The sequence below is a fragment of the Polaribacter sp. BM10 genome, from assembly GCF_002005425.1.
In the GTDB taxonomy this organism is placed as follows: Bacteria; Bacteroidota; Bacteroidia; order Flavobacteriales; family Flavobacteriaceae; genus Polaribacter; species Polaribacter marinaquae.
Genome location: NZ_CP019704.1, coordinates 332,570 through 358,495, shown reverse-complemented (window position 1 = coordinate 358,495; position 25,926 = coordinate 332,570). Strand labels below are relative to the sequence as shown.

General features: G+C 31.0%; 10 protein-coding genes. 2 read left to right on the top strand and 8 right to left on the bottom strand.

Features of this window, described 5'->3' with window-relative positions; genetic code table 11:
- Positions 1-2: 2 nt before the first annotated feature.
- The 3 genes from BXQ17_RS01485 to BXQ17_RS01475 all read right to left on the bottom strand — a co-directional run bounded on the left by BXQ17_RS01485 (position 3) and on the right by BXQ17_RS01475 (position 7,588).
- Positions 3-1,493, bottom strand: coding sequence for a RagB/SusD family nutrient uptake outer membrane protein (locus BXQ17_RS01485; RefSeq protein WP_077808924.1), 1,491 nt, complete (start codon positions 1,491-1,493; stop codon positions 3-5).
- A gap of 10 nt (positions 1,494-1,503) precedes the next feature.
- Positions 1,504-4,572 (bottom strand): TonB-dependent receptor, encoded by a 3,069-nt coding sequence (locus BXQ17_RS01480; RefSeq protein ID WP_077808923.1) that lies wholly within the window; start codon positions 4,570-4,572, stop codon positions 1,504-1,506.
- Between the two features lie 208 nt (positions 4,573-4,780).
- Positions 4,781-7,588, bottom strand: coding sequence for a triple tyrosine motif-containing protein (locus BXQ17_RS01475; protein ID WP_077808922.1), 2,808 nt, complete (start codon positions 7,586-7,588; stop codon positions 4,781-4,783).
- A 379-nt stretch (positions 7,589-7,967) separates the two neighbouring features.
- Between BXQ17_RS01475 and BXQ17_RS01470 the strand changes: the two genes are divergently transcribed.
- Complete coding sequence (locus tag BXQ17_RS01470) at positions 7,968-17,240, top strand: LamG-like jellyroll fold domain-containing protein (protein ID WP_187661416.1); 9,273 nt, start codon at positions 7,968-7,970, stop codon at positions 17,238-17,240.
- Between the two features lie 69 nt (positions 17,241-17,309).
- On the opposite strand, the gene BXQ17_RS01465 is transcribed toward BXQ17_RS01470, so the two are convergent.
- Positions 17,310-18,311, bottom strand: coding sequence for a N(4)-(beta-N-acetylglucosaminyl)-L-asparaginase (locus BXQ17_RS01465; protein ID WP_077811328.1), 1,002 nt, complete (start codon positions 18,309-18,311; stop codon positions 17,310-17,312).
- A gap of 204 nt (positions 18,312-18,515) precedes the next feature.
- Here BXQ17_RS01465 and BXQ17_RS01460 point away from each other — a divergent pair, with 204 nt between their 5' ends.
- On the top strand, positions 18,516-21,086 hold the full coding sequence (locus tag BXQ17_RS01460; protein ID WP_077808920.1) for an SIR2 family protein: 2,571 nt from the start codon (positions 18,516-18,518) through the stop codon (positions 21,084-21,086).
- A 125-nt stretch (positions 21,087-21,211) separates the two neighbouring features.
- Here BXQ17_RS01460 and BXQ17_RS01455 read toward each other — a convergent pair whose 3' ends face one another.
- The 4 genes from BXQ17_RS01455 to BXQ17_RS01440 form a co-directional block, all read right to left on the bottom strand.
- A complete protein-coding gene (locus tag BXQ17_RS01455; RefSeq protein ID WP_077808919.1) occupies positions 21,212-22,171 on the bottom strand; it encodes a glycosyltransferase family 2 protein in 960 nt (319 codons plus the stop codon).
- A gap of 212 nt (positions 22,172-22,383) precedes the next feature.
- Positions 22,384-23,190: an enoyl-ACP reductase gene (locus tag BXQ17_RS01450; RefSeq protein WP_077808918.1), complete on the bottom strand. Its 807-nt coding sequence runs from the start codon at positions 23,188-23,190 to the stop codon at positions 22,384-22,386.
- A gap of 24 nt (positions 23,191-23,214) precedes the next feature.
- Complete coding sequence (gene recN, locus BXQ17_RS01445) at positions 23,215-24,867, bottom strand: DNA repair protein RecN (RefSeq protein WP_077808917.1); 1,653 nt, start codon at positions 24,865-24,867, stop codon at positions 23,215-23,217.
- Positions 24,868-25,010: 143 nt separating this feature from the next.
- Positions 25,011-25,901 carry a DUF4835 family protein gene (locus BXQ17_RS01440; RefSeq protein ID WP_077808916.1) on the bottom strand — a complete coding sequence of 297 codons (891 nt, stop codon included), beginning with the start codon at positions 25,899-25,901 and terminating at the stop codon, positions 25,011-25,013.
- Positions 25,902-25,926 lie beyond the last annotated feature (25 nt).

Here is a 25,926-nt window from a genome sequence, read left to right as displayed (position 1 = left end):
TATTAATTGTATCCTTGATTTTGAGACCAACGATTACCTGTTAATTGAATTTCTATTGCCGGAATTGGAAACAGCTCATTTTTATCTATTTGAAAACCAGAAATATTCGCTGCTGCTTCTCCCGTTCTTACTAAATCGAAAAATCGATGCCCTTCACCAGCTAATTCTAATCTTCTTTCATTAAAGATAATAGCTGTTAAATTTGCTCCGGTTTCTGAGATATTATGTAACATATCTCCAAAAGCACGTTGCCTTACTAAATTTAAGTATTCTAAAGCCTTAGTATCATTTGCCGATGGTTTTCTATTATGAGCCTCAGCAGCCATTAACAAAACATCTGCAAAACGAATTGCTCTGTAATTATTTGGGTTTGTTAAATTTCTATCTGCTTGTGCATCTGTACCTCTTTTTCTTGGTAAATATTTTTTATTAAAATAACCGGTATGTTCGAAACCAGTATTAAATTCTGCTCCTGTTTGAGTTGCCCAAGCATTGATATCTAAAATTGTTATATCTTTTCGCATATCACCGTCTTCAAAAGCATCTACTAAATCTTGTACTGGTACGTTAAAACTAAAGCCAGAAGTAAACTCTGGTCCTTCATAACCCCTAACACCATTAAAACCAACAGCAACATTACCTTCACTACATTGTAAACAACCAAAACCTGCACCTTGCGTTTCTGTATATTGAACCTCAAACACAGATTCTACACTATTTTCATTATCATTTTCAAACAAATTCATAAAAGTTGCTGCATCTGTAACTAAACTATGCGGTCCGTTTAAAATTAAATTATCTAAAACATCGGCAGCTTCTGTAAATTTATTCTGATATAAATATGCTTTACCCAATAAAGCTTCTGCAGCTCCTTTTGTTACCCTACCAGTTTCTGACTGTACGTATGGTAAATTGTTTGCTGCAAAAATTAAATCTTGTTCTATTTGTGCATAAACCTCTGCTTTTGGAGTTCTATCTACATTAAACTGATCTCCAAAAAGAATTCTTTGATCGACAACTAAAGGCACATCTCCAAACCATTTTACCAATTCAAAGTAATAATAAGCTCTTAAAAACCTTGCTTGTGCAATAACTTCTTCTTTACCAGAAAAATCTATTTTATCTTTAAATTCTAATATATAATTTGCTCTGTTTACTCCTGCAAACATCCAACTCCAGATATCTCTTAATTGTTGATTTTCTGATGTATGAATCATATCATCAATTTCTTGAATAGCAACTACATCTGTTGCACTTTCTCCGCCAGCTAACGTGTTATCTGATGCTATTTCACCCAACAAAACGTTTAAATATGAAGATTGTAACATATCATAAGCACCAATTAGGGCGTTTTGATAATCTTCTTCTGTATTAAAATAATCTTCTGAGTTTTCTGCTGTCGATTCTACATCAACAAAATCATCACTACAACTCGTAATTAAAATTGAAGTAAATAAAAAGAAAGCTATATATTTTATGTGTAATTTTTTCATGATCTATTTTTTAAAAATTAACATTTAATCCTACTAAAAAAGTCTTTGGCGTTGGATAAAATCCTTGGTCAATTCCGCCACCAATCGGCGCTCCGTTAGAAGTTGTAGGGTCGTAACCTCTATATTTTGTTAACGTAACTAAATTATTAGCTGATACATAAAAACGGAATTTGCTTAAACCTACTTGTTCTAATATTTTTTGATCTAAAGAATATCCTAATTGTATATTTTGCAACCTTACAAAAGAACCATCTTCTACAAAAAAGTCAGAAAAAAGAGCGTTACTGTTTGCTCCTGTTGTAACTCTCGGAAAAGTATTTGATGTTCCAGCACCTGTCCATCTATCTAAATAATATCTTGGTCTGTTTGTTAATGGTAAATTTCTTTCGAAGTTTCTTACAATTTCATTTCCTAGAGATGCAAAAGCATACATGTTAAAATCGAAATTTTTATAATCAAAAGAGAAATTTAAACCCATAGTTATATCAGCAATAGGATCTCCGATATAGGTTTTATCTTCATTTGTAATCTCACCATCGTTATTGATGTCTCTAAACCTTAAATCTCCAGGATTTGCATTTGTTTGTGTTGCATGTGCATCTACTTCTGCTTGTGTCTGAAAAATCCCGTCAGTTTGATATCCGTAGAAATAACCAATTGGCATACCTGCTTCCATTCTAGAAGGAGGATCTTGACCTACGCCAAAAGAACCGCCAAATAAAACACCGCTTTCATTACCTACAAATAAAACTTCATTTTCTAAAGTTGTGAAATTGTACTTAATCCCGAAGTTAAAATCATCTGAGATAGTTTCTTTATAACCAATTGAGAATTCGAAACCTTTATTCTCTACAGTTCCTGCATTTACAATAGGGCTTCCAGAACCTGGTGCAGAAGCTCCTAAAATCCCTGAAACTTCTGGATTTAGTAATAAATCTTCTGTTCTTTTGTTAAAATAATCCGCAGTAATATTTATCTTATTAAAAAGCTCTAAATCTACACCAATATCTAAAGGAATTTGTTTTTCCCATTTAATTTCTGGATTCGAAATTGCCCCAAGTGCAGTACCAAATTGTAATTGGTTGTTAAAAACATATTCTCCTTCTCCTGATAATGTAGAAACAAAACCGAAACTCGAAATTCTATCGTTACCAATTACACCATAACTAGCTCTTAATTTTAAGAAACTTAATACAGAATTATCTTCTAAAAACTTTTCTTTAGAAGCTACCCAACCTACAGATGCAGTAGGGAAATAACCAAATTTATTTTTAGGTCCGAAATTAGAAGATCCATCTCTTCTAATTACTGCCGACATTAAATATTTTCCGTCATAATTATACTGTAATCTTGCAAAATAAGATAGTAGCCTACTATCAAAAAAACGTCTTGGTTGATTACTTAATGCTAAATTATCTTGCGATGTATCTGAACCTGCAACACTAACACTTTCTAATGTATTACCATTGGCACCAAAACCTAATAAATTAGATTCGTTAATTCCTTGAGATCTAAAAACCGATGTACCTAATAACACTTTTACATCATGAACATCATTAAATGTCTTTTCATATTTTAACAAAGCATCAAAAGTATAATCTTTATAAGTTTGTTCACTTTCAAAAACAGATGAAGTATTATTTGCATCTGTTAAATCTGCAAGAGCACTTACCGTATTAAAAACCTTACCAGAACCATAATAAACCTCTGGACTATAACTTTTAGTTTTTACTGATGCATGGTTAAACTGAATTCTAGATTCAGCAGAAAATCCGTCTAAAAAAGAATAATTTAAACCATAACTACCCGCAAATTTATTTACCCAGGTTCTATTGTAAGCATTTTCTGTTTGTGCTAAAGGATTTACAACTTCTATACCAACACCTGTATTTGGTGCAAAAGAATAATCGCCATTAGCATCTCTAACAGAAATATTAGAAGGCATATTTAATGCATTAAATAACACAGAACCCAAAGCATTTTCTGGCAAACCTCTTCTATTTGTATTTGTATAAATTGAAGAAGAAGTAAACTTTAAATTCTTTAAAATATCTGTACTAAAATTAAATTTAGCTGTAGTTCTATTAAAATTAGCTTTAGAACCACCTACAATACCATCTTGATCTAAATGAGAAGCCCCAAATGAATAAGTAGATTTTTCGGTACCTTTAGTAGCATTAAAATCTATACTAGAAATTGCTGCATCTTTAAAAACTTCGTCTTGCCAATCTGTACCAACACCCAAACCAGATACATTACTAAAAGGTAAAGACTCTGCGTTAGCGGCAAAAGCTTCATTCGCTAAAAGAGCATACTCTGTTGCGTTTAGTAAACTGATGCTTCTTGTAGTTTTTTGAAAACCTGCATATGCGTTTAAGTTATATTTAAACTCAGTATTTTTTCTACCAGATTTTGTTGTAATAATGATAACACCATTTGCACCACGAACACCGTAAATACCTGCAGAGGCATCTTTTAAAACATTCATAGATTCGATATCAGAAGGATTGATAACACTTAAATCTTCTATAACATTACCATCTACTAAGATTAAAGGATTGTTGTTTCCGTTTGTAGAAATACCTCTAATTCGAATATTTAAAGCAGCACCTGGTGCACCAGAAGAAGATGTTATGTTAACACCAGCAACTTGCCCTTGTAAAGCTTGCTCTATTCTTGTTGGTTTTAAATTCTGAATTTCTTCACTAGAAACTACAACAACTGCACCAGTAATTTCCTTTTTTCTTTGTGCGCCGTAACCAACTACAACAATTTCATCTAAAGATTCAGATTCTACTGTTAAGGATACATTTAAATTACTAGAAGTAACAGTAACCTCTTTTTCTGCATAACCTAAGTATCTAAAAACTAAAATTGCTCCTTTATCTATATTAGTTAAAGAGTAATTTCCATCGAAATCTGTATTTGTTCCTTTAGATGTACCTTTTAATATAACACTAACTCCTGGTAGCGGATCGCCAGTAGCGGCATCTTTAACAACACCTTTTATATTTACAGTTTGTGCAGTCGCACAAAAACCTATAAATAATAGAAGTAAAAATGTGATTTGTTTTCTCATAAATAAAGAGTTTTATTTTTTTGATAAATTTAACGTCAATAAATTATTAAATTGATAAAAAACACCTAAACAAAAAACATACATAGCAATTTTTAACTAAAAACACTTTATAATCCCTTGTTTTACATGGAATGATAAAGCTTCAAAAACTTAAGTTAAACACCAATGTTGTGGTTATGTATAGGTCTTAATACCTCTTGATGTGGTATTAGATATCCAAAATGTAATTTGTTAAGTTGATATCGTGATCCAAATCCATCTTTTTACGCAATCGATACCTCTTTACCTCAACACTTCTTGGTGATATATTTAACAAAGGAGCAATCTCTTTAGAAGACAAATTCAATCTAAGGTAAGCGCACAACCTCAAATCATTAGGGGTTAAATTTTGATGCCTCTCTTTCATCTTATCTAAGAATTTTTGATCTGCATTATTAAATGCTTCTTGAAACATTTTCCAATCGTCTGTATTGTTTAAATTCTTATCTATAATTTTAACAACCTTTGTAATGTTTTGTTCCTTACCTTTAAGAAGTTCGGTTTTTAAATTACTTAAAAACTCATTTTTCTTAATAATACTCATTGTAGATGTTGCCAATTCTCTATTTTTACTAGCAATATCATTTCTTAATTTTTCATTATTAAGCTTGATAATTTTTTGAGAACTTTCTAATTCTTTTAGCTCTAACTCTTTTTGGGCTTTTAACAAAAGCTTTTGCTGTTTATCGTTGTAATATTTTTTAGATAAAACATACCAAATAAAAACCATCAAAATAAAAATCAAAATATACACAACAATTGCAAATTCAGATAAAAACCATGGCTTCGCAATATTAAAATTAAAACTAGCTACATTACTACTAACTTTACCAGATGCTAAAGCCCTTACCTTAAAAATATAATTACCATGTGGTAAGTTCTCAAAGAGTGTTTTATTTGATTCAGAAAAAGTACTCCATTTACTATTGTAACCTTCTAATTTATGTTGATATGTTAAGCTAGCTCCACTTTTAAAACTAGGAACACTGTAAGAAAACTCTACGCTATTTTCCTTAGTTTTAAAATTAGCTTCTTTGGTTAAGTTTACATTTTTAAATGGCTGATCTATTTCATAATTAATAACATTGGTTATATTAATATTAAAACTCTTAGGAACCTTTATCTTGTTTAAGTCTATTATTAAGTATCCGTTTATTGTACCTATTAAATATTTATCATTTTCTAAATGAATAATATTTTCGAAACCAGAAGCACCTTTATATAAAGTATTTTTAACTGGAATAATATTTAAATTTGGTTTATCACTTAAAGCTCCAGGACTTAAATATCGAAGTCCATCACTAGTAAAAGACCACAATTTATTCGTTGTATTATTTGCAATTAATTTTGCAGATATAAAATTACTTTTTGGCAATAACTCGCTGTAAGTAGAATCAATTTTAAAAACATTATTAGTAAAATCATATTTAAAAACACCTTCTTTAGATGCGTATAAAGCTTCATCTTTGTATTTAAGCAGACTAGAGTGTAAGCCTTTACGAACAGACTCTTCTTTTTCTAAACTTATAACACTTCTTAAATCTGCATCAACCTTTAGTTTAAAAACTCCTTTATATTCATGATTTACAAAAATTTCAAAATTGTCAAATATCAAAAAATATCTACTAGAGTTTTTAAAACCATTAATCTTATTTCTTACAACCCAATTGTCATTTTTCTTCTGTAAAACATATAAACCGTCGTAACTACCTTGTAAAACAAAGTCTTTATCCAAAGATTTAAAATCCCAGCTTCCTTGGGAATCAAAAATTAATTTTGCTTTTTTATCATCAATTATAAAAGTTCCTGAATCATGACCACAAAATAAAGTTCCCTTAATTGATTTTAAATTCCAAACTTGACCTTGCGTACCTTTAACAAAAGCAAAAGATTCCTTTGTATTATATTTTTTAACAAATAACCCTTGGTTTGTTCCTAAATACATATTTCCTTGATGTAATAAAGATGTATAAATCGTACCCAAAAACTCTTTTTGATTTGAAAACGTTTTAAAAGGAGAATTAAAATTTACAAGATTAATTCCGTTATCTAAGCCTAACCATAAATTTTTTTCAAAATCTTCAAAAATAGATAATACTGTGTTATTGCTTAAGCCTAAATTCTGATTGAGTTCATATTCAATTTCACCAAATTTATTTAAGTATAGTAATCCATTAGAAATTGTACCTAAAACAAAAGATTCGTTTGCCAATAATTGCGCACTATAAATAGTATTATTCTCTAATTTAGTAGCTGCTTCAATTTTCCATTTTAACACTTTGTTATTTTCGAAGTAATAAAACCCTTTATTTTGTGTTAAAAAAAGAGGCTTTCCATTAAAGTGAAAAATGTTTGTTAATTTGTTATTTTTAAATATTTCATTTTCAGAAACTAAAAGAGACGCGCCATTTTCAATTCTAAATAATCCCTTTTCGAAATCTTGAAAATAGACTACATCCTTTACTTTAGCAATCTTTGTAATTTCATTAAAACTTTCTATAATTTTTATTTTCTGAGTTTCTAAACTGTATAAATATATTCTCTGCAAAGACTTAAACAACACCCATCCATCCAACTCTATTATCTCCCAAATTTGCTCATCTTCTAGCATTTTTACCTTTTCAGTTTCAACCAAAGAAGAAAATTTAAGTAAACCAAACTCATCCTTTTCCCAGAAACCGAAATCCATAAAAAATCCTGTATAGATTCTGTTAGAAATGCATTTTACAGAACGCATTATAGTCTCGTTTGGTGTAATGTACAACTGCCAATCTTCCCCGTTATACTCTAACAAACCCTTGTTATTTGCTACATATATATATTTATTATCAGATTGTGAAATAGACCAATTTTGATTTTCACCACCATATTCTTCTGTTGTAAAAACATCGATTGGCGGCACTTCTTGAGAACATAAATCACCCACAACAAACAACAAAAAAACAACAACAATACTTGTAGATATATAATTTTTCATTTTTTAAATATGTATGGTTTTATTAAATAACAATTGCTTAAAATTAAACATTTTATAAATATTAGTATAGTTATTTTTAATTTATATTTTATCAAAAATTTATTTCACCTCAATTAAAAATATCTTAAATTAATTAAATTTAATCCAAAAAAAGAAAACACGTGTAAACACCTAGTTAACAAATCAAGTATTTATTACTTAAAAACCTAGTATTTAATTGATTGTTGTATTGTTAAAATTTTAACATTATATTTGCATTTAACACTAGTGTTTTTTAAATAATAAATCTTATTAAATGACAAATGTTTTTCTTAGGATTCTTGAATTTGGGGAAGTTCAGAATCTAAAAAACAAAAGAAATAACTTTATATTATCTTTTTTGTTAATTACATCTTTAACAATTATTAACAATTCTTATTCACAAACAATTCCTGGTACAGGTACAGCAAGCTCAAATTGCGGTAACTGTACACCTACAAATTGGTTAGATACTGGTGGTACACCAGATATTTCTAATAGATTTAATACCGGTGGACAAGGAAGTGCAGGTGGTAATGCTACTTGGGTAAACCCTCTACCTCTGCCTCCAACAGGAGACTTAACATGGGTATCTATTAGAGATATTGGAGATGGTATAGGTTTAGCTGGTTCAGAAGAATCTGTAACTGCTACTATGGGAGAGTTAGTGGCAAACAAAATTTATATTTTAAAAATATACACACTAACAGCTTTATCAAATGCAGATGGTACTGATCCAGCCAATTCTTATTATTCTGGAACTTATATGGATCAATTTGATTTTGAAATTGATAATAATGGAAGACAAACTATTTCATCTATAACTAGAGATAAATGGGGAACTAACAATATTGTTTTTATTGCACAACCAAATTCTGGTAACATGAATATCTCATTTTACCCGAGAACAGATGCAGACGAAGGTCCTTTTCCATATCAAGGTTTAGAAAGTTTACAAATAGCAATAGAATTAAATGCGATCGAAGAATTAGATACTGATAATGATGGCGTACCAGATATTGTAGATGTTGATGATGATAATGACGGTGTTCTAGATACAGAAGAATTAACAGTAGGTGCAACCACTTATGATCCATTAGGTGATGAAGATGGTGATAAACTGCCAAATTATCTAGATACTAGAGATGATGGTACTGGTGATGGCTCTAACACAAGTTATATAGATTCAAACTCAGATGGTGTTCCTGATATTTTTGATTTTGATAATGACGGAATTCCTAATCACTTAGATTTAGATACCGATAATGACGGAATTCCCGATAACATCGAAGCTCAAACTACAAATGGATATATTGCCCCAAGTGGATCTGTTGGAAACGGATTTATCGACATTGACAATGATGGTTTAGACGATAATTATGATCCAGTAGTTGCTGGTGGAACAGCAGGTGTTGCAATTATTCCTGTAAATTCTGAAAATGACGGAGAGCCAGATTATAAAGACTTAGATTCTGATAATGATACTGTACCTGATACTGTAGAAGCTAATTTAATTTTAAGCGGCAACGTTGGCGAGAATGGTTTAGATAATATTTTTGATAATGAAGATAATTATTACGACGTAAACGGATCTTTCGATAATACTCAAGTAGACAACTTTCCAGATCAAGACAATAATGCTAATTTAGGATTGCCAAATGATGTAAATTGGAGAGATGTATCTGTTGCTGGTTTCATTGATACTGATGGAGACGGTATTGCTAATTCTGTAGATATCGACAATGATAATGATGGTATTATAGATACATTAGAAGGTTATGCAACCGAATGTGCTAAATATGATAATGGATTTATAGAATCTGAAGTTAGTATTGTAAACTCTAATAATATTATTGGAGAACCAGACGGTAATTTCGGACAAGTTTATAACGGAACTAGTACCTTTAATTTTGATTTCGGACAAACCTATCCTGCAGGAACTCAATATCAAATTACCTGGAGAAGAAGAAATAATGTAACTACAGGCACAGCATATATAGATTTAAGCGAATCTTCTGACAACAACACTTATGTACTACACCCCGTACGTCCACAAACTACTAATAATGTTACTTTTCAAAATACAATTGTAACTTCAAACGTAAGTTTTAGATATCTTAGATTTGCAAAAGGTACTATAAACACAGTAGATTATGAAGTTGATGCCATCGGAATTGTACAAAATACAAATTGTTCTTTAGATAGTGACAACGATGGTGTACCAAACTATTTAGATTTAGATAGTGACAACGATGGTATTCCAGATAACATTGAAGCGCAAGCTACAAACGCATACATAGCTCCTAGTGGTGCACCAAACGCCGGTTTTACAGATGCAAATAATAATGGTTTAGATGATAATTATGAAACTGCACAAGGTGGTACAGATATTACTCCTGTAAATACGGATAATTCTAATGACACCATTCCAGATTATTTAGATTTAGATTCTGATAATGACGGAACATCTGATAGAGCAGAAGCTAATTTGTCTTTACACGGTAATTTCGGTTTAAATGGTTTAGATTCTAGTTATGAGAATTCTGACAATTATACAGACGTTAATGGTAATTTCGATGAAACTCCTTTTAACGACTTTCCAGATAATCCTACAGGTGGCGAAATAGATTGGAGAGATAATACAAGTACTTTTATTGATACTGATGGAGATGGAATTCCTAACAGTGTAGATTTAGATGATGATAATGACGGAATTTTAGATACTGTAGAAGGTTGTGATGCCGCCTCTATCATATCAGAAAACCTATCTTTTACAACCGTTTCTGGTTCTGGATTTAGCTATAATGGTAACAATTTAAACTTTACAAACGGAACCGCCAATTATGTAAACAGTACACATTCTCCAGATTTTTCTACTTATGGTGTAAATAGTGACTTCGAAATGAAATTTACCATTAATGGTAACTATACAGACTTTACGAATAGAAGAGTTGTTATTGGAATTAATGAATCTGGTACAGATTCATCTAATAGTTGGACAGATGTAGATTTTTCTTTTTATATAATTGGTAGTAATCAAACGTTACAAATCTATGAAAATGGCACATACAGAGGTGATTTTGGAAGCGGAGCAAGTGGAAATATACTAAGTATTAGAAAAACAGGTACAAATGTAAGTTATTTAGTGAATGGTAATGTTGTTTATACAAGCGCACAAACCGCAAATGGAAATGATTATTACATTGACAATTCTTTTTTCGGACAAATTTCTAACTTCGATTTAAATAATTTCCAAGTAGAATATATCAATCCTGCAGATGATTTTGATGGCGATGGAATTCTAAACTGCTTAGATTTAGATTCTGACAATGATGGAATACCTGATAATATTGAAGCTCAAAGTACTTTAGGCTATACAGCTCCAGACGGCGTATATGATGCCAATGGTGTAGATACTGCTTATTCTAGTGGTTTAACTCCAGAAGATACAGATACAGATGGCGCTTTTGATTATTTAGATACAGATTCAGATAACGATGGTAAATTAGATAATTTTGAAGCAGGCTTAACTTTAACAGGTGTATACGGCGTAAATGGTTTAGATAATGCTTATGATAACGGAGATAATTATAACGACGTAAACGGTTCTTTTGACAATTCGCAAAGTAATAATTTTCCTGATGAAGATGGTGATGTATTTAATTCTGGAGATGTAGATTATAGAGATGATACTTTTACAAACGATTACGACGGTGACGGAATTAGTGATGAATTAGATTTAGATGATGATAACGATGGTATAGTAGACGCTATAGAACTAGGACCTGGAAGTTGTTTAATTTCAGATCCTACAGGAGGCATATTAAACTGGAATAATGAATTCACAAACGGAGACACAACTTTTATTTCTGGTGATGATCCTTTAGGAACATCTGCAAATTTATCTAATAACAATGTAAACATATTATTATCTAGAACCTCAAACGTACTTAGTGAAAGTGAATTTAGAGTTAACAATGCAACAACAACTAATAGTTCTTACAATTTAAATCAAGGAGCCTCTTTTTCTGCTTTTTCTAGACATATTATCAATTTTGATGCTCCTGTTTTTGGAATCAATTTTACAATTTACGATGTAAATGTAGATGTGAACACAATTGCAATTGATAGAGTTAAAATAATCATTACTAAGCAAGATGGTACAATCTACAATCTTACGGGTGCAGATTATACAACTGGTGCTTCTAACTCTTTTACAGGCAATAATACTTTCTTAGGTACAAGCACAGATTCATCAAATATAACAATCAACTCAATATCAGAATGGATAACACAAGTTCAAATTGTTTATGAAAACGCAGGTTCTGGTAGTATTACTGCCACTCAAAATATTGCAATTGGCGATATCGGTTTTTGTACTCCAATAGATAGCGACGGAGATACTGTATTTGATTTTAGAGATTTAGATGCAGATAACGACGGTATTCCAGATAACATCGAAGCACAAACTACTTCAGGATACATAGCTCCAACAGGTAGTTACAGTCTTTTTGGTATAGATTTAGCATATGACACAGGTATAACGCCTGTAAATACAGACGAAACAGGTGAGCCAGATTACTTAGATTTAGACTCAGATGATGATGGTATCAACGATATTTTAGAATCTGGTTTAACTACTTTACCTAACAATGGTAGTACAACTACCAACCCAGTTGGTAAAAACGGTTTAGATAACACATTAGATAATGGCGATGATTATGTTGATGTAAACGGTTCTTTTGATAATACACCTACAGATAATTTTACAGACGGTGATGCTGATGTTAATATTGGAGGAGATTTAGATTATAGAGATGACATTATTGGTGTAGATACAGACGGAGATGGAATTACAAATGATATTGATATTGATGATGATAATGATGGTATACCAGACATTATAGAAGATCAAGCAGACGCTTCAATTTCACCAACTTTCGCAACAAATCCAGATGCCTATTGGCCATTAGACAATAATTCTAACGATGCTTCTGGTAACGGCAATAACGAAAGACCAGAAACAAATCAACCAGATTATTCTACAGATGCAATTCAAGGAACACATTCAGCTGACTTTAATGGTACTAATGACGTTTTAAGATATAGTCAAAATGGCGGTTTTATGGAAAGTACTTATACACACATAAGTTTTTCTGCATGGATAAAACCAGATGACGTTTCAGGGCAAAGAGTTATTTATGAAGAAGGTGGTGCTACTAATGGTATAACATTATGGATTAACAATGGTGTAATCACATTATCAACTCGAAACGGCGGGGCAGCTAACCAAAGAGATTTAGCACACCCTGTTTCTATAGCAGTTGATAACGCATGGCATCACGTAGCCGCAACTTTTGTAAACGGTATTTTAACTTTATATGTAGATGGTAACCCTGTAAGCTTAGATATTTCTGCAGACTACACAACAATTCCTGGTCATACGAATGATGGTGGTCTTGGTGGTCCAATTGGTGGGGCAACAGGCGCAGGTGTTAATGGCTATTATTCTGGTTTAATTGATGCTGCCAGATATAGTAATACACCTGCAGGAGTGTTTTCTGCTGAAGACATTTCAACAGAAGTGGCTTTAGGTAGCGATTCAGATAACGACGGAATAATAAACAGCTTAGACATTGACGCCGATAACGACGGTATTCCAGACAACATAGAAGCACAACCAACAATTGGTTACATTTCTCCGAGTGGATCAGATACTGATAACGATGGTTTAGATGATGCTTACGACCCTGATTGTGCGTTAGCGGCAGATTGTGCAGGTATTATTGGTGTAAATTTGACTACTCAAGAAAATACAGATGCATCACTTACAAATCCAGATACAATTCCAGATTATTTAGATAGCGATTCTGATGGTGACGGACTATTAGATATTGAAGAAAATGGGTTTACAGATAATACTGTAAGCGGAACAGATTCTGATAACGATGGACTAGATGATAATTTTGAAGGAGCAAATACAAATGACAGATATGATGTTAATGATGAAATTAACACACCATCGCAAGATTTACCAGATGAAGACTCAGATGTAAGTACAGATGATGTAGATTATCGTGATGAAGATTCTGATCCTGTAACACCAGACTTTACAGGAAATACTTTATGGTTAAGAGCTGATAAAGATGTAACCGGAGGTAATACAGTTACACGTTGGGAAGATCAAACAGCTAGTTTAGATTTTGATGCTACTACTGGTCAAGAACCAGACGCAAGTATTGTTGCTAATAATTTAAACTTTAATCCAACAGTAACTTTTAATCAAGCAAACGGAGATGGTTTATCATACACTGGTCTTTTAAATCCTAGAACAATGTATATTGTATACAACGATCAATCTAATACAGATTGGGCTACTCCATTTACACACAATGACGGTGCTGGTTTAGGACATGGAAATGGGAACACAACTAATGGTACAGATTTTGTTTTTGATACCACTTACAATCCAATAGAAGTAAGAGACGGTGTACAATATGTTAACGGTTTAGAAACACAATTAACAGCGCATCCAAGACCTGATACTTTTGAAATGCATTCTAGAATATTCACTTCAAACATCTCACCAGATTCAGAAGGATCATATACTTACACAGTTGGTAGAGACAGAAACTTTACAACAAGAGTTATAGATGGTAGCGTTGCAGAAGTTATTTTATACAGTGATGCTCATTCAGATGCAAAAAAACAAAGTGTAGAAACTTATTTAGCAATTAAATATGGTTTTACTTTAAGTAATACCAATAATACTTCTGTTACCGACGGAGATTATGTTTTAACAGATGGTAATACTAAAGTTTGGGATTACACTGCAAACAGTAATTTTCATAACGATATTGCAGGTATTGGTAAAGACGATGCAATGGCTTTAGAGCAAAGACAATCTAAATCTGTAAATTCTGATGCATTAATTACCATTGGTTTAAATACAATTGCAGCAACCAACTTAGCAAATTCAGGTAGTTTTTCTAAAAATAAAGATTTCTTAGTTTGGGGTAATAACAATGGTAACATAAACTCAATTACAGAAACAGAGTTAGTTTGTGCGCCAGAAAAAACAATTGGTAGAACCTGGAAAATAGTTGAGACAGGAAGCGTTGGTTCTACTCAAATTACAGCAAATAAAGCAATTTTAGACGCTGCATTAACAACACCTAATACAATTAAAGTATTAAAAGTAGCAGATGATGCAAACTTTACATCTAATGTAAACTACGTGTTGTTAACTGATACTGTTATAAATTCAGAAAATGTATATGCTGCACAGTACGATTTTAATGGTGTAAAATATTTTACATATTCAGAGATTAACGGTATTTTCTGGAATGGAGACGTAAATGCTTGGACAGGTGGAAATAGTAGTCTAATTGCTGGCGGACCAAGTACAAATGCTGCAGATCGTGACAAAGTTATGGTTATCGACTCTCAAACATCTCTTACACATGCAGTTTTAACAGAAAATGTTGTAGTAGAATGTGTTTGGATAAAAGATGATTCTAAACTAATGGTATCAGACAATAGATATTTAGAGTTTGATGAAGATTTTATCTTAGACGGAGAAATGAAATTAATTGGCGACGGTCAATTGATACAAACACATGCTGGTTTTTCTAACGTACAAGGTAACGGTAAATTATATCGAGATCAACAAGCTGTTGTGCCAAGTATTTACAGATATCATTATTGGTCTTCTCCAGTTAGAGAATTAAATCAAGATTCTTTTAGAGTTAAAGAAGTTATGAAAGATGGTAACGAACCTACTTCTGCGGCATCTACAATTACAGAAATAGATTGGTCTGGAAACGGTAACATTTATGATGGTGCACCTGGTGTTGCAGGCGTTACACCAATTAAAATTGCACCTTATTGGATCTATTCTTATTTGAATGGTACTACGCAAGCAGAGTATGTTCAAAAAAGAGAATCTAGTCCGATAAAAAGAGGACAAGGTTACACGATGAAAAGTACAGGTCAAAACCCACAAAACTTTACATTTGTTGGTACACCTAACGATGGTTCTATAACTTTTGATGTAGATCCTGCCACAACAAGTTTGTTAGGTAATCCGTATCCAAGTGCTTTAGATGCAACAGATTTTATCAATACAAATATTAACGAAATCGACGGTACAATTTATTTCTGGGAACATACAGGAGAAGACAAAGCGAATCCTGCAAGTTCTGAAGGACATAATTTAACAGGATATCAAGGTGGATACTCTCAAAGAAATATTTCTATGGGAATTGCAGCCAACGGTGTGGGTAGCTTACCTGCATTAGTTTTTGATTGGACAGATGCAATTTTAAGTGGTAACACTGTAACTCAAACTGTATCCGGAATTACAACTACAGTTACAAAATCTGCAGGAAACATTGGTTTATTACCTAATATCTTAGGTGTTGGTGGTACTTTAGGAAACATTATTGGTGATATTGGTTTAACAACTAGTACTTATGATGTTACTTTTGATTTTAACGCGAAAGTAGATTTAAAATCTATTTATTTATTTAATAATGTAATTCTTCCATTAACAAATCCAACAGTAACCTTAACTCCAAACGGAGGAGCATCACCGGTTACACAAGAATTATCAGGAATTACAGGACAAGAAATTACTTTAGATTGGGAAGATGTTACATCTTTTACGATTACAACAGACAGTCCTTATAATTTAATAATAGACGATTTAAAATTTACGAAAGGAAATTTACCAAGTTTAGGTGACGGTGTTTATCATGCGCCTAACAGATATATTGGTGTTGGTCAAGGATTCTTCGTTTCATCTTCATCTATTGGTGGTAGAATTAGATTCGAAAATTCACAAAGAAATTATAGAGATAATAATTATGCTGCTGGCGGAACTTTCTTCTTTAAATCAAATCAGAAAAAATCTGCACAAGAACAAGAAACTAGTTTATTACCTAAATTAAAATTAGGTTTTAATTATAATGTTACAGACGAAATTAAATCGCATAGACAGATTGGTATCTCTTTTAGAAGAAACAATACTTTTGGTTATGATAATGGTTATGATAGTGATATTTACGATTTAAACAGTACAGATTTTTACTGGCATTTTCAAGAATATTCTAACAGAAAGTTAATTATAGCGGGTGTACCTTCTCTTGAAAAAGATATGGAAATACCATTAAGCGTAATTATAGGATCTAACAACAGTTTTACTGTACAAATTGATGAAGTTGAAAATATTGAAGACAATATCTATTTATTAGATAAGTTAACAAATACGTCTTACTTATTAAGTAATACAGCAACTGAATTAAATGTACCAATTGGTACATATACCGATAGATTCTTTATTACATTTGCTAGTAAAAATGCTTTATCTGTAGAAAATGATGCTATTTTAAGCGAGAATTTAGAAGTATTTATGGATAATGATAATCGTGAAATTGTAATTAGAAATAACGATTTATTAAACATTAAAAAAGTAGAGTTATATAATTTACTAGGTCAGAAAGTAAATACCTATTCAAATTTAGAAAACGGTATAGAAAACAGACTTAAAATTAACAAACTACCAACTGCCATTTATACAGTGAACTTGGTTACAGAAAAAGGGAAAATTTCTAAAAAATTACTCATAGAATAATTCTCAAATAAAAAACCGAAACTTAAAAGTTTCGGTTTTTTTTTATCTTCATATTTACATGAACGGCAATTATTTTTTTTGAATATAAGAACCAGACGCTATATAGGTTTGTTTGTCTTCTTGATATTTGCTTACTCCAAAACCAGGATGAATGCAATAACTACCAAATTCTCCTTTTTTATTTAAAGCCACATAACCAACCTGAAAGTTTTTATAATTAGGATTAGAAGAAACAATTCTTTTTACACCTTCTTCGCAAGCCTCTTGTGGCGTTCTACCTTGTCGCATTAACTCTACAATTAAAAAACTACCAACCGTTTTTAAAACTTCTTCTCCCATACCAGTTGCAGTTGCGCCACCAATGGCATTGTCTATAAACAAACCAGAGCCAATTACAGCAGAATCACCTACTCTACCCGCCATTTTATAAGCCAAACCACTTGTTGTGCATCCGCCAGAAATATCTCCATTTTTATCTATTGCCAACATACCAATCGTATCATGATTTTCGATATTGATAATTGGTTTGTATTCCGATTTTTCTTTCCATTTTTCCCAAGCTTTTTTTCTTGAAGCTGTAAGTAAATTTTCTCTAACAAAACCTTTAGAAACGGCAAACTCTTCTGCCCCTTTTCCTGCCAATAACACATGCGGCGTATCTTCCATTACTTTACGCGCCACAGAAATTGGATGTGCAATATTTTCCATACAAACCACGGCGCCATAATTGCCATTTTTATTCATAATACACGCATCTAAAGTTACATGTCCGTCTCTATCTGGCGTACCACCGTTTCCTACTGTTGTGTTGTTTACGTCTGCCTCTTCTACTCTACAACCTTGTTCTATTGCATCAATTGCAGTACCGCCATTTTTTAAAACTTCCCAAGCAGCTTTTGTGGCATTATGAAAACGCCAAGTTGCTACAACAACAGGTAAAACCGCTTTTTCATCTTTTTTAGCAATTGCATCTTCTTGTATAGTTTCTTTACATGCTATTAAAGATGAAGAAACCGTTGCAATACCCAAACCCGTTACAGATGCTTTCTTTATAAAATTTCTACGTTTCATTAAAATAGATTCTAAAATTTCTACCAAATATAACAGAAATTAAAATTTAGTGTTGTTTGCTATTTGTTATTTTGATAATAACTCTTAAAAACAAATGCTTTTACCTATTGATTATCTAAACTAAAAAAGATAACTTCGCTAACTTCGATTATAAGTCATTACAATGACGAGATAATCGTGTTAAATTGTGCCTAATACGATAAAATGATTCGTAAAGAAAAAATAAAAGGAATAGACTACTTACTTAACAGATTTCAAGAAAAACATCTTGAATTTAATTCAATTCCTAAATGTTCTTTTTTATTAGGAGCTGGGTGTTCAATAAGTTCGGGAATTCCTTCAGGTTTTGATATAATTCAAAAGCTTCGAAAACTATGGTTCATTTCAAACTTTAAAAACGGAACTGAATATAAGTTAAATGGATTTGAAATTGACGAAGAAAAGTTTGAAAATTTAGAAAATGAATTTCAATCTGCAGTTCTAGAACACGAAACTCAATTAATTTATAAAGTTAAAAACGCAATAAATAAACTTAAAACAGAGCATCCAGAATATTTAAAAAAACTTTTAGGAACAATCAAAGAAGATGATTTAAAAAATAATTTAATTAACGACCAATTATATGGCTTTTGGTTTGAAAGTTTTTCGGAAAACCCTAAAGAAAGACAAAAACTAATAGAATCATTAATTGAGAACAAAGAACCTTCTGGAGCATATTTACTTTTAGCTCATTTAATTGCAAATGAAAAAATTAAAAATATATTCACAACTAACTTTGATGACTTACTTTATGATAGTTTAATAAGATACACAGATACCAAACCTAAAATTTACTCTCATAACGAAGTTGCTCAATACATTAATACATTAGGCAAAAGACCAAATATTATAAAATTACACGGAGATTTCTTATTTGAAAATATTAAAAATACAGAGTTAGAAACTTCAAGACTTTGGGAAAATATGGAATCCAAACTTGAAGAATCTCTTAAAAATTTTGATTTAATTATTATTGGCTATAATGGTTCTGATTCAAGTGTGATGGATTCGTTAGCTAAATTAAAGTCTAATCACTATGGCTTAATATGGTGTGGTCGAAATCAAAAGAATTTAAATTGGAGAGTAATTGAATTTATTAATAATACACCAAATTCATTTTTTGTAGAGATAGATACTTTTGAATTGTTAATGTTCCAACTTTATAAAGTTTACGAAGAAGAAATTAGTTTTCCTGACTTCATAAAAATAGCAGAAAAAAAGAACAAAGAGTTTAATAATTACATTTCAGAATTTGCAGAAGAATTAACTACTGATGAAAGTATTGACTTAAAAATTAGAGATAATATTCAAAACACATTAAGTGTAATTTTAGATAGAGATAGTTTCTTTGAAATTGCATCAATGCCTAATAAAGAACAAGTTTTATTTCTACAAAAGTTAAAAATTGATGGAATAAGTAGAACTTTAAAAAATATTCATTCTCATATAAATTGGGAACACGCAATTTGGTTGTATGAATCTTTAGATAAAGATAATTTCTTTCAAAATAAAATTCAAGAAGCACCAATTCAACATATTTCAAATTCACTTTCCAATCTTAAAAAAATAGAACCAGAAAGGACAAAGAATATATTAGACTTAGTAGATAACAATATTTTATTACAAAAAATACATAAGGCAAAAAGTGAAGATTTATATTCAGCACTAAATGAGTTAAAAGCAATTAGCCAAAAAAAAATAGAATTTATTGTAAATCAACGAAATATTAATACTACATCAATAGACCTACAGAAACTTGATTTAAGACGTATTTTATATAAAATCAACACATTATCATATAAAAATGCTTTGGATTTATTTATTTCCAATAACGAAATAATAAGAAGTAAATTAAAAAAAGAATCTATAAAGGAAGTTGTTATATTTTTTGACACTTTAAGCAAAAATCATTTTAAAGAATGTAAAACCCTATTTGAATCTCTTGATGATGAGGAATTAAGTAATAAAATTTCATCTCAAAATTTAAACCTTTTAAGTATAACTTTAAGGGTATTCAATAGTTTAAACCGTGAGAAAACTAAAAAAATATTAAATCATTTAGATAACAGAATTATTGAGAAAAAATTAGAAAAATCTAGTTTAACTGAAATAAAATCAATTTTATTCACACTTAAAGACGTTGACTTTAAATTAAGTAAAAAACTTTTATCTCTAATTTCAGACGACTTACTTTTAAAGAAATTCACTAGTTCTGATATTTCAATTCTTGCAGAATCTGCAGAATATATATCAAAAATTGATTTTGATAAAATTAAACGAATCATCAAAAGAATTGACAATACTTTAATAACTAAAAATATCGATGAAAATGATTTTACATTCCAAAAATATGGAAATGCAATGTCTAAATTAATTGTATTTGATTTTGACAAATTCTGTCTAGCTGCTAGAAATTCAAACATAGAGATATTATCTGATAAAATTTCAAGAAGTTTAAACAAAACTGGAGAACAAGTTTTTCTACATTTTGTTCCAACCTATTTTAAAGTAGACAGAAATCTATTTTCTTTAATCATTAAAAAATCTAATCAAGATTATATTAACTCAATTTTAAAATGGCCTAAAATAGATTTATACACAGTCAATTTGCCTTATTTAAAAAGAGCTTTTGAATCAAATAAAATGGTAAAAGAATCAAAATATATTGATTATATAATAAAGAATAATCAAAACAGATTTAAGAAAAAGAAAGATAGAAATAGAAAAAAGTACTAGACACAACACCGTATATAATTTATTGCTAGTACTCGCCTACTTACGAAAATCCTCGCGGATTTTCTATTCAGTTTTTATTTGCTAAATTACGTGCTAAACCACGCAACAAACCATATACAAACACGTTAGCGAAATCTCTTAAAAAATTTAGATTTTAAAAATCCAGTACCGTAACCATAAAATTGGGTTAAAGAAGTTACAATACTTAAAAATGCAACTTTTATACTTTTGTTTTGAAACAAAGAGTCTAGAAATAGTATGCACAAATAAAAGCAGTAAAAGTAAAACAGTTGTGGGTAACCAAAAAATGCCGCAATAATACCTAGATCTAAACCCATTATAAAAACACTAGGAAACCAATAGGTAATTTTAGCTGTTTCTGGATACTTTTTATTTAAAACAGGTCTTGCTGTACCAAAACCAAAGGTTTGGTTAAAGAATTGGTTAATTGTGCTTCTGCGTTTATGATATACAAAGGCTTTTTCTATTAGTTGGGTTTCAAAACCGTTTTCCCAAAGTCTAAAAGTTAAATCGATATCTTCGCCGTTTTTCATTTTAGAAAAACCCTGTGTGTTTTGAAAGGCTTTTTTAGAAAGCCCAAGATTAAAACTTCTGGGCTGAAATTTACCAACACTTTTTTTCTTTCCTCTAATTCCGCCAGTTGTTACCACAGACGTCATCGAGTAATTAATGGCTTTTTGTAAATCTGTAAAACTTTCATGCGCTGCATCTGGTCCGCCAAAAGCATCTGTAAAATTGGTTTCTAAAGCTATTTTAACTTCTTTTAAATAGTTTTTGGGCACAATTACATCTGAATCTAAAATAATAAAATAGTTTCCGGTTGCTTTTTGCATTCCGAAATTTCTACTTGCTCCTGCACCACTATTTTCTTTAGAATAATATTTTAAATCTAACTGATTGGTATATTTTTCTACAATTTGTTCGCTTTTTTCTGTAGAACCGTCTTCTACTATTAGAACTTCAAAATCGTTCGAAAAATCTTGTTGGGTAAGACTTTCTAGCAATTCGTCTATTTCTTTTGGACGATTGTAAACGGGAACTATGATAGAAAAATTAAGGTTCAAAATGTGTTTGAAATATGTGTTTTGTAAATGTAGAAAAATTAAAAAAGCTGAAAGTTTTTATTTCTAAAAATTTCAGCTTTTAAATATGCTTTTTGTTTTTTCTGTTTCTAATTGCTAGCAAACAAGTTTAGCCCTGATTGAGCGGTATGTTTGAGCTCTTTTGAGGCACGAAAAAAGCGAGTAGCGAAAGCAGGAAATAGCTTCTAAAAAAATTACTCGAATTTTTCTATCACAGCATCGCTTACGCCCATATTAGAGAATCCGCCATCGTGAAACAAGTTTTGTAAGGTTACTTTTTTTGTTAAGTCTGAAAACAGAGAAATTGTATAATCTGCACATTCTAATGCGGTTGCGTTACCTAACGGCGACATTTGGTCTGCGTATTTTATAAAACCATCGAAACCTTTAACACCGCTACCTGCAGTTGTTGGCGTTGGCGATTGAGAAATGGTGTTTACTCTAACTTTATGATCTCTACCAAAGAAATATCCAAAACTACGTGCAATAGACTCTAAATAGGCTTTATTGTCTGCCATATCGTTGTAATCTGGAAAAACTCTTTGTGCAGCCATGTAGGTTAAGGCAACTATACTACCCCATTGGTTCATGGCGTTTTTGTTATACAAAACATTCATAGTTTTATGAAAAGAAACTGCAGAAACATCCCATCCTTTTGTTGTAAAATCGTACTTAGGATCTGTGTAATGTTTACCTTTTCTTACGTTTACAGACATACCAATTGAGTGTAAAACGAAATCTATTTTTCCGCCTAAAATTTCCATAGATTTTTCTACAAGGTTTTCTAGATCGTCCATAGAAGTAGCATCTGCAGGTATAATTTGCGAGCCCGTTTTTTCTGCTAAAGCATCTAACTGACCCATTCGCATTGCAATTGGCGCGTTTGTTAAAACAAACTCTGCACCTTCTTCATGTGCTCTTTCTGCAACTTTCCAGGCAATTGAGTGTTCGTTTAAAGCTCCGAAAATAATACCTTTTTTCCCTTTAAGTAAATTGTACATATGTATAAAAATTTAATGCTTTTTTTAATTTAGTAGTTCTTTTGCATGTGTTAATGCCGATTCTGAGATGTCTTTACCACTTAACATTTCTGCAATTTCTTTAACACGCTCTTCGGCTGTTAATTGTTTTAAATTTGTGGTAGTTACACCATTAACTTCTGCTTTATACACTTTATAATGGCTGTTACCTTTTGCAGCAATTTGCGGTAAATGTGTAATTGCAATAACTTGCATATTTTTACTCATTTGTTGCATTATTGCCCCTATTTTATTAGAAACTTCACCAGAAACACCGGTATCGATTTCATCGAAAATAATGGTTGGCAATTGTGTGTTTTCTGATAAAATGGTTTTAACAGATAGCATAATTCTAGACAACTCACCACCAGATGCAACTTTTTTAAGCTCGCCAAAGTTACCGCCTTTATTTGCAGAGAATAAGAATTCTAATTCATCTTTTCCGTTTGCAAAATAGTTTTTGGTTGGCTTTATTTTTATTGAAAAACGGGCGTTTTCCATACCTAAATCTGCCAATAAAACTTCTAATTGTTTGTTTAATTTTGGTATCGATGCAGTTCTTGCTTTTGTGATTAAACCGGCTACTTTGTCTAATTTTTCTGATACAGAGGCTATCTCTTGTTGCTTTTTTTGTATAAATTCGTCTGCAGATTCTACGGCAACAACTTTTTCTGATATTTCTTCGAAAACTGTTAGCAATTCTTTGTTAGAATTAACCAAATGTTTTTTCTGTAAATTGTATAGCAGTTGCAATCTATCATTGATTTCTTCTGCTTCATTAGGATTAAAATCTACATTTTCGTTTGCGTCTTCTAATTCTGAAACAACATCATCAATTTCTATTTTTACAGATGTTATTCTTGCTGATAATTCTTGATATTCTTTAGAAAAAGATGCAATTTTAGACAAACGATTGTCTAAAGTATTTAGCAAGTTTTGGATGCCTATTTCTTCGTTTATTGTTAGTTCTAAAGCTTCTGCTAAATTGTCTTTAATTTCTTCTATGTTGTTGAGCTTTTCTAGTTTTTCTTCTAAAACTTCTTGCTCATCAACTTTAATTTTAGCGTCTTCTAACTCTTTAAACAAATGCAAATTGTAATCGTACTGTTTATTTGCTTCTTGCTGTTTTTCTTCTAATTTTAAAAGTTCTCTTTTTAATTTATTTAACTGCGAAAAACCTCTTTTATATGAAGCTATTCTTGGTGCATTTTTGGCTAAAGCATCTAATATCGAAAACTGAAAATTAGTATCAGACAATTGCATTGTTTGATGTTGCGAGTGTACATCGATTAATTTTACTCTTAATTGGTTTAAAACCGTTAAGGTTACAGGTGTATCGTTTATAAAAGCTCTAGACTTACCAGATGGTAAAATTTCTCTTCTAATAATGGTTTCTGCTTCGTAATCTAAGTCTACTTCTTCGAAAAAATCTTGTAAATTGTAGTTAGAAATGGCAACTTTGGCTTCTACAATACACTTTTTTGTAGTGTCTTTTAATGATGACAAATCTGCCCTGTTACCTAAAACCAAGCCCAAGGCACCTAATAAAATAGATTTACCTGCACCAGTTTCTCCTGTAATTATAGACAAACCCGAAGAAAAATCGATACTTAATTGATTGATTAACGCGTAGTTATTTATGGATAATTGTGATAGCAAATTCTCTAGATTTTAAAAGATAAAATTAGTGAAAATTTGTTGAATACTAAACATCGAAAATTTAATTATAACACAAAGGATAAAATTAAAATCAGTAGATTTTAGTAGCTAAAAATTAAGTAATTCTCAGTTATCAAAAAAGCCTAATCTAGCTTTCTCCACTTAGAATTATTATTGGTAGAAATTTTTCGAACAGTTTGTATAAGACGTTCTTTATTTCTTGTTTTGGTATCTTCTGAATATAGATTTACAATTTCATCTGCTTTCGCATCAAAAAACAATCTAATTAAATAATTACCAACTGTTTTGTTGTAAATACTTTCTAACGCAATTACACTATCTTCTATACTTTGTTGTGCAGAAGCTTTTGCGCCTACAAGATTATCAAGTCCGTTTCTATGATAATTGTAAAGTATATTTCTGTAAGCTTTTAGTTTAGGCGATATTAAATTATCTATTAATAAATATCTATTTTGTTTACCAACAACATTTTGCCATGACGATAAACCACTTTGTTGCGCTTGTAGCATTACATTTTGCGCTTCTTTTAATTCCTTATCACCAGCAAACTTGCCAAATGTATCTGCATCTACACCAATAATTATATTTGCATAAAATACAATGGTAGAAATTAAATTACTATCAAAAGCATTTTTATTATAAATTAAAGGATCAAACTCGTTGTATTTAAAATTGAATTCGTTGTCTTTAATATTTAAAACGGGCGATGGATAGCTAGAGTTAAAAACGGGTCTAGATGATTGTACTTGCAATGTGGCAGTAAAATTATTATTATCTCTAGAAGTAATAATAATTGTCATAGCACAATCGATACGTTCTTCTGGTTTTACAGTTCTATCTGTCCATTTTGTTTGATTGATGTACTCGCTTAAAGCTCTTTGTAAAGTAGTAAATACTTGTTTGTTAGAACCCGCAATTTGATCTGAATTAACAGTTACCAAACAATTTAATTCTTGTGCAGTAAAAGTAATTACAGTAAAAAATATAAAAAGTAGTGATGTTATTTTGCGCATACTCAAATTTAGATTTTTTATTAAA

Excerpts from the sequence above, each read along its gene's own strand:
- BXQ17_RS01485 (WP_077808924.1), bottom strand. The coding sequence starts at position 1,493 with ATGAAAAAATTACACATAAAATATATAGCTTTCTTTTTATTTACTTCA.
- BXQ17_RS01460 (WP_077808920.1), top strand. The coding sequence starts at position 18,516 with ATGATTCGTAAAGAAAAAATAAAAGGAATAGACTACTTACTTAACAGA.
- BXQ17_RS01465 (WP_077811328.1), bottom strand. The coding sequence starts at position 18,311 with ATGAAACGTAGAAATTTTATAAAGAAAGCATCTGTAACGGGTTTGGGT.
- BXQ17_RS01480 (WP_077808923.1), bottom strand. The coding sequence starts at position 4,572 with ATGAGAAAACAAATCACATTTTTACTTCTATTATTTATAGGTTTTTGT.
- BXQ17_RS01450 (WP_077808918.1), bottom strand. The coding sequence starts at position 23,190 with ATGTACAATTTACTTAAAGGGAAAAAAGGTATTATTTTCGGAGCTTTA.
- BXQ17_RS01440 (WP_077808916.1), bottom strand. The coding sequence starts at position 25,901 with ATGCGCAAAATAACATCACTACTTTTTATATTTTTTACTGTAATTACT.
- BXQ17_RS01475 (WP_077808922.1), bottom strand. The coding sequence starts at position 7,588 with ATGAAAAATTATATATCTACAAGTATTGTTGTTGTTTTTTTGTTGTTT.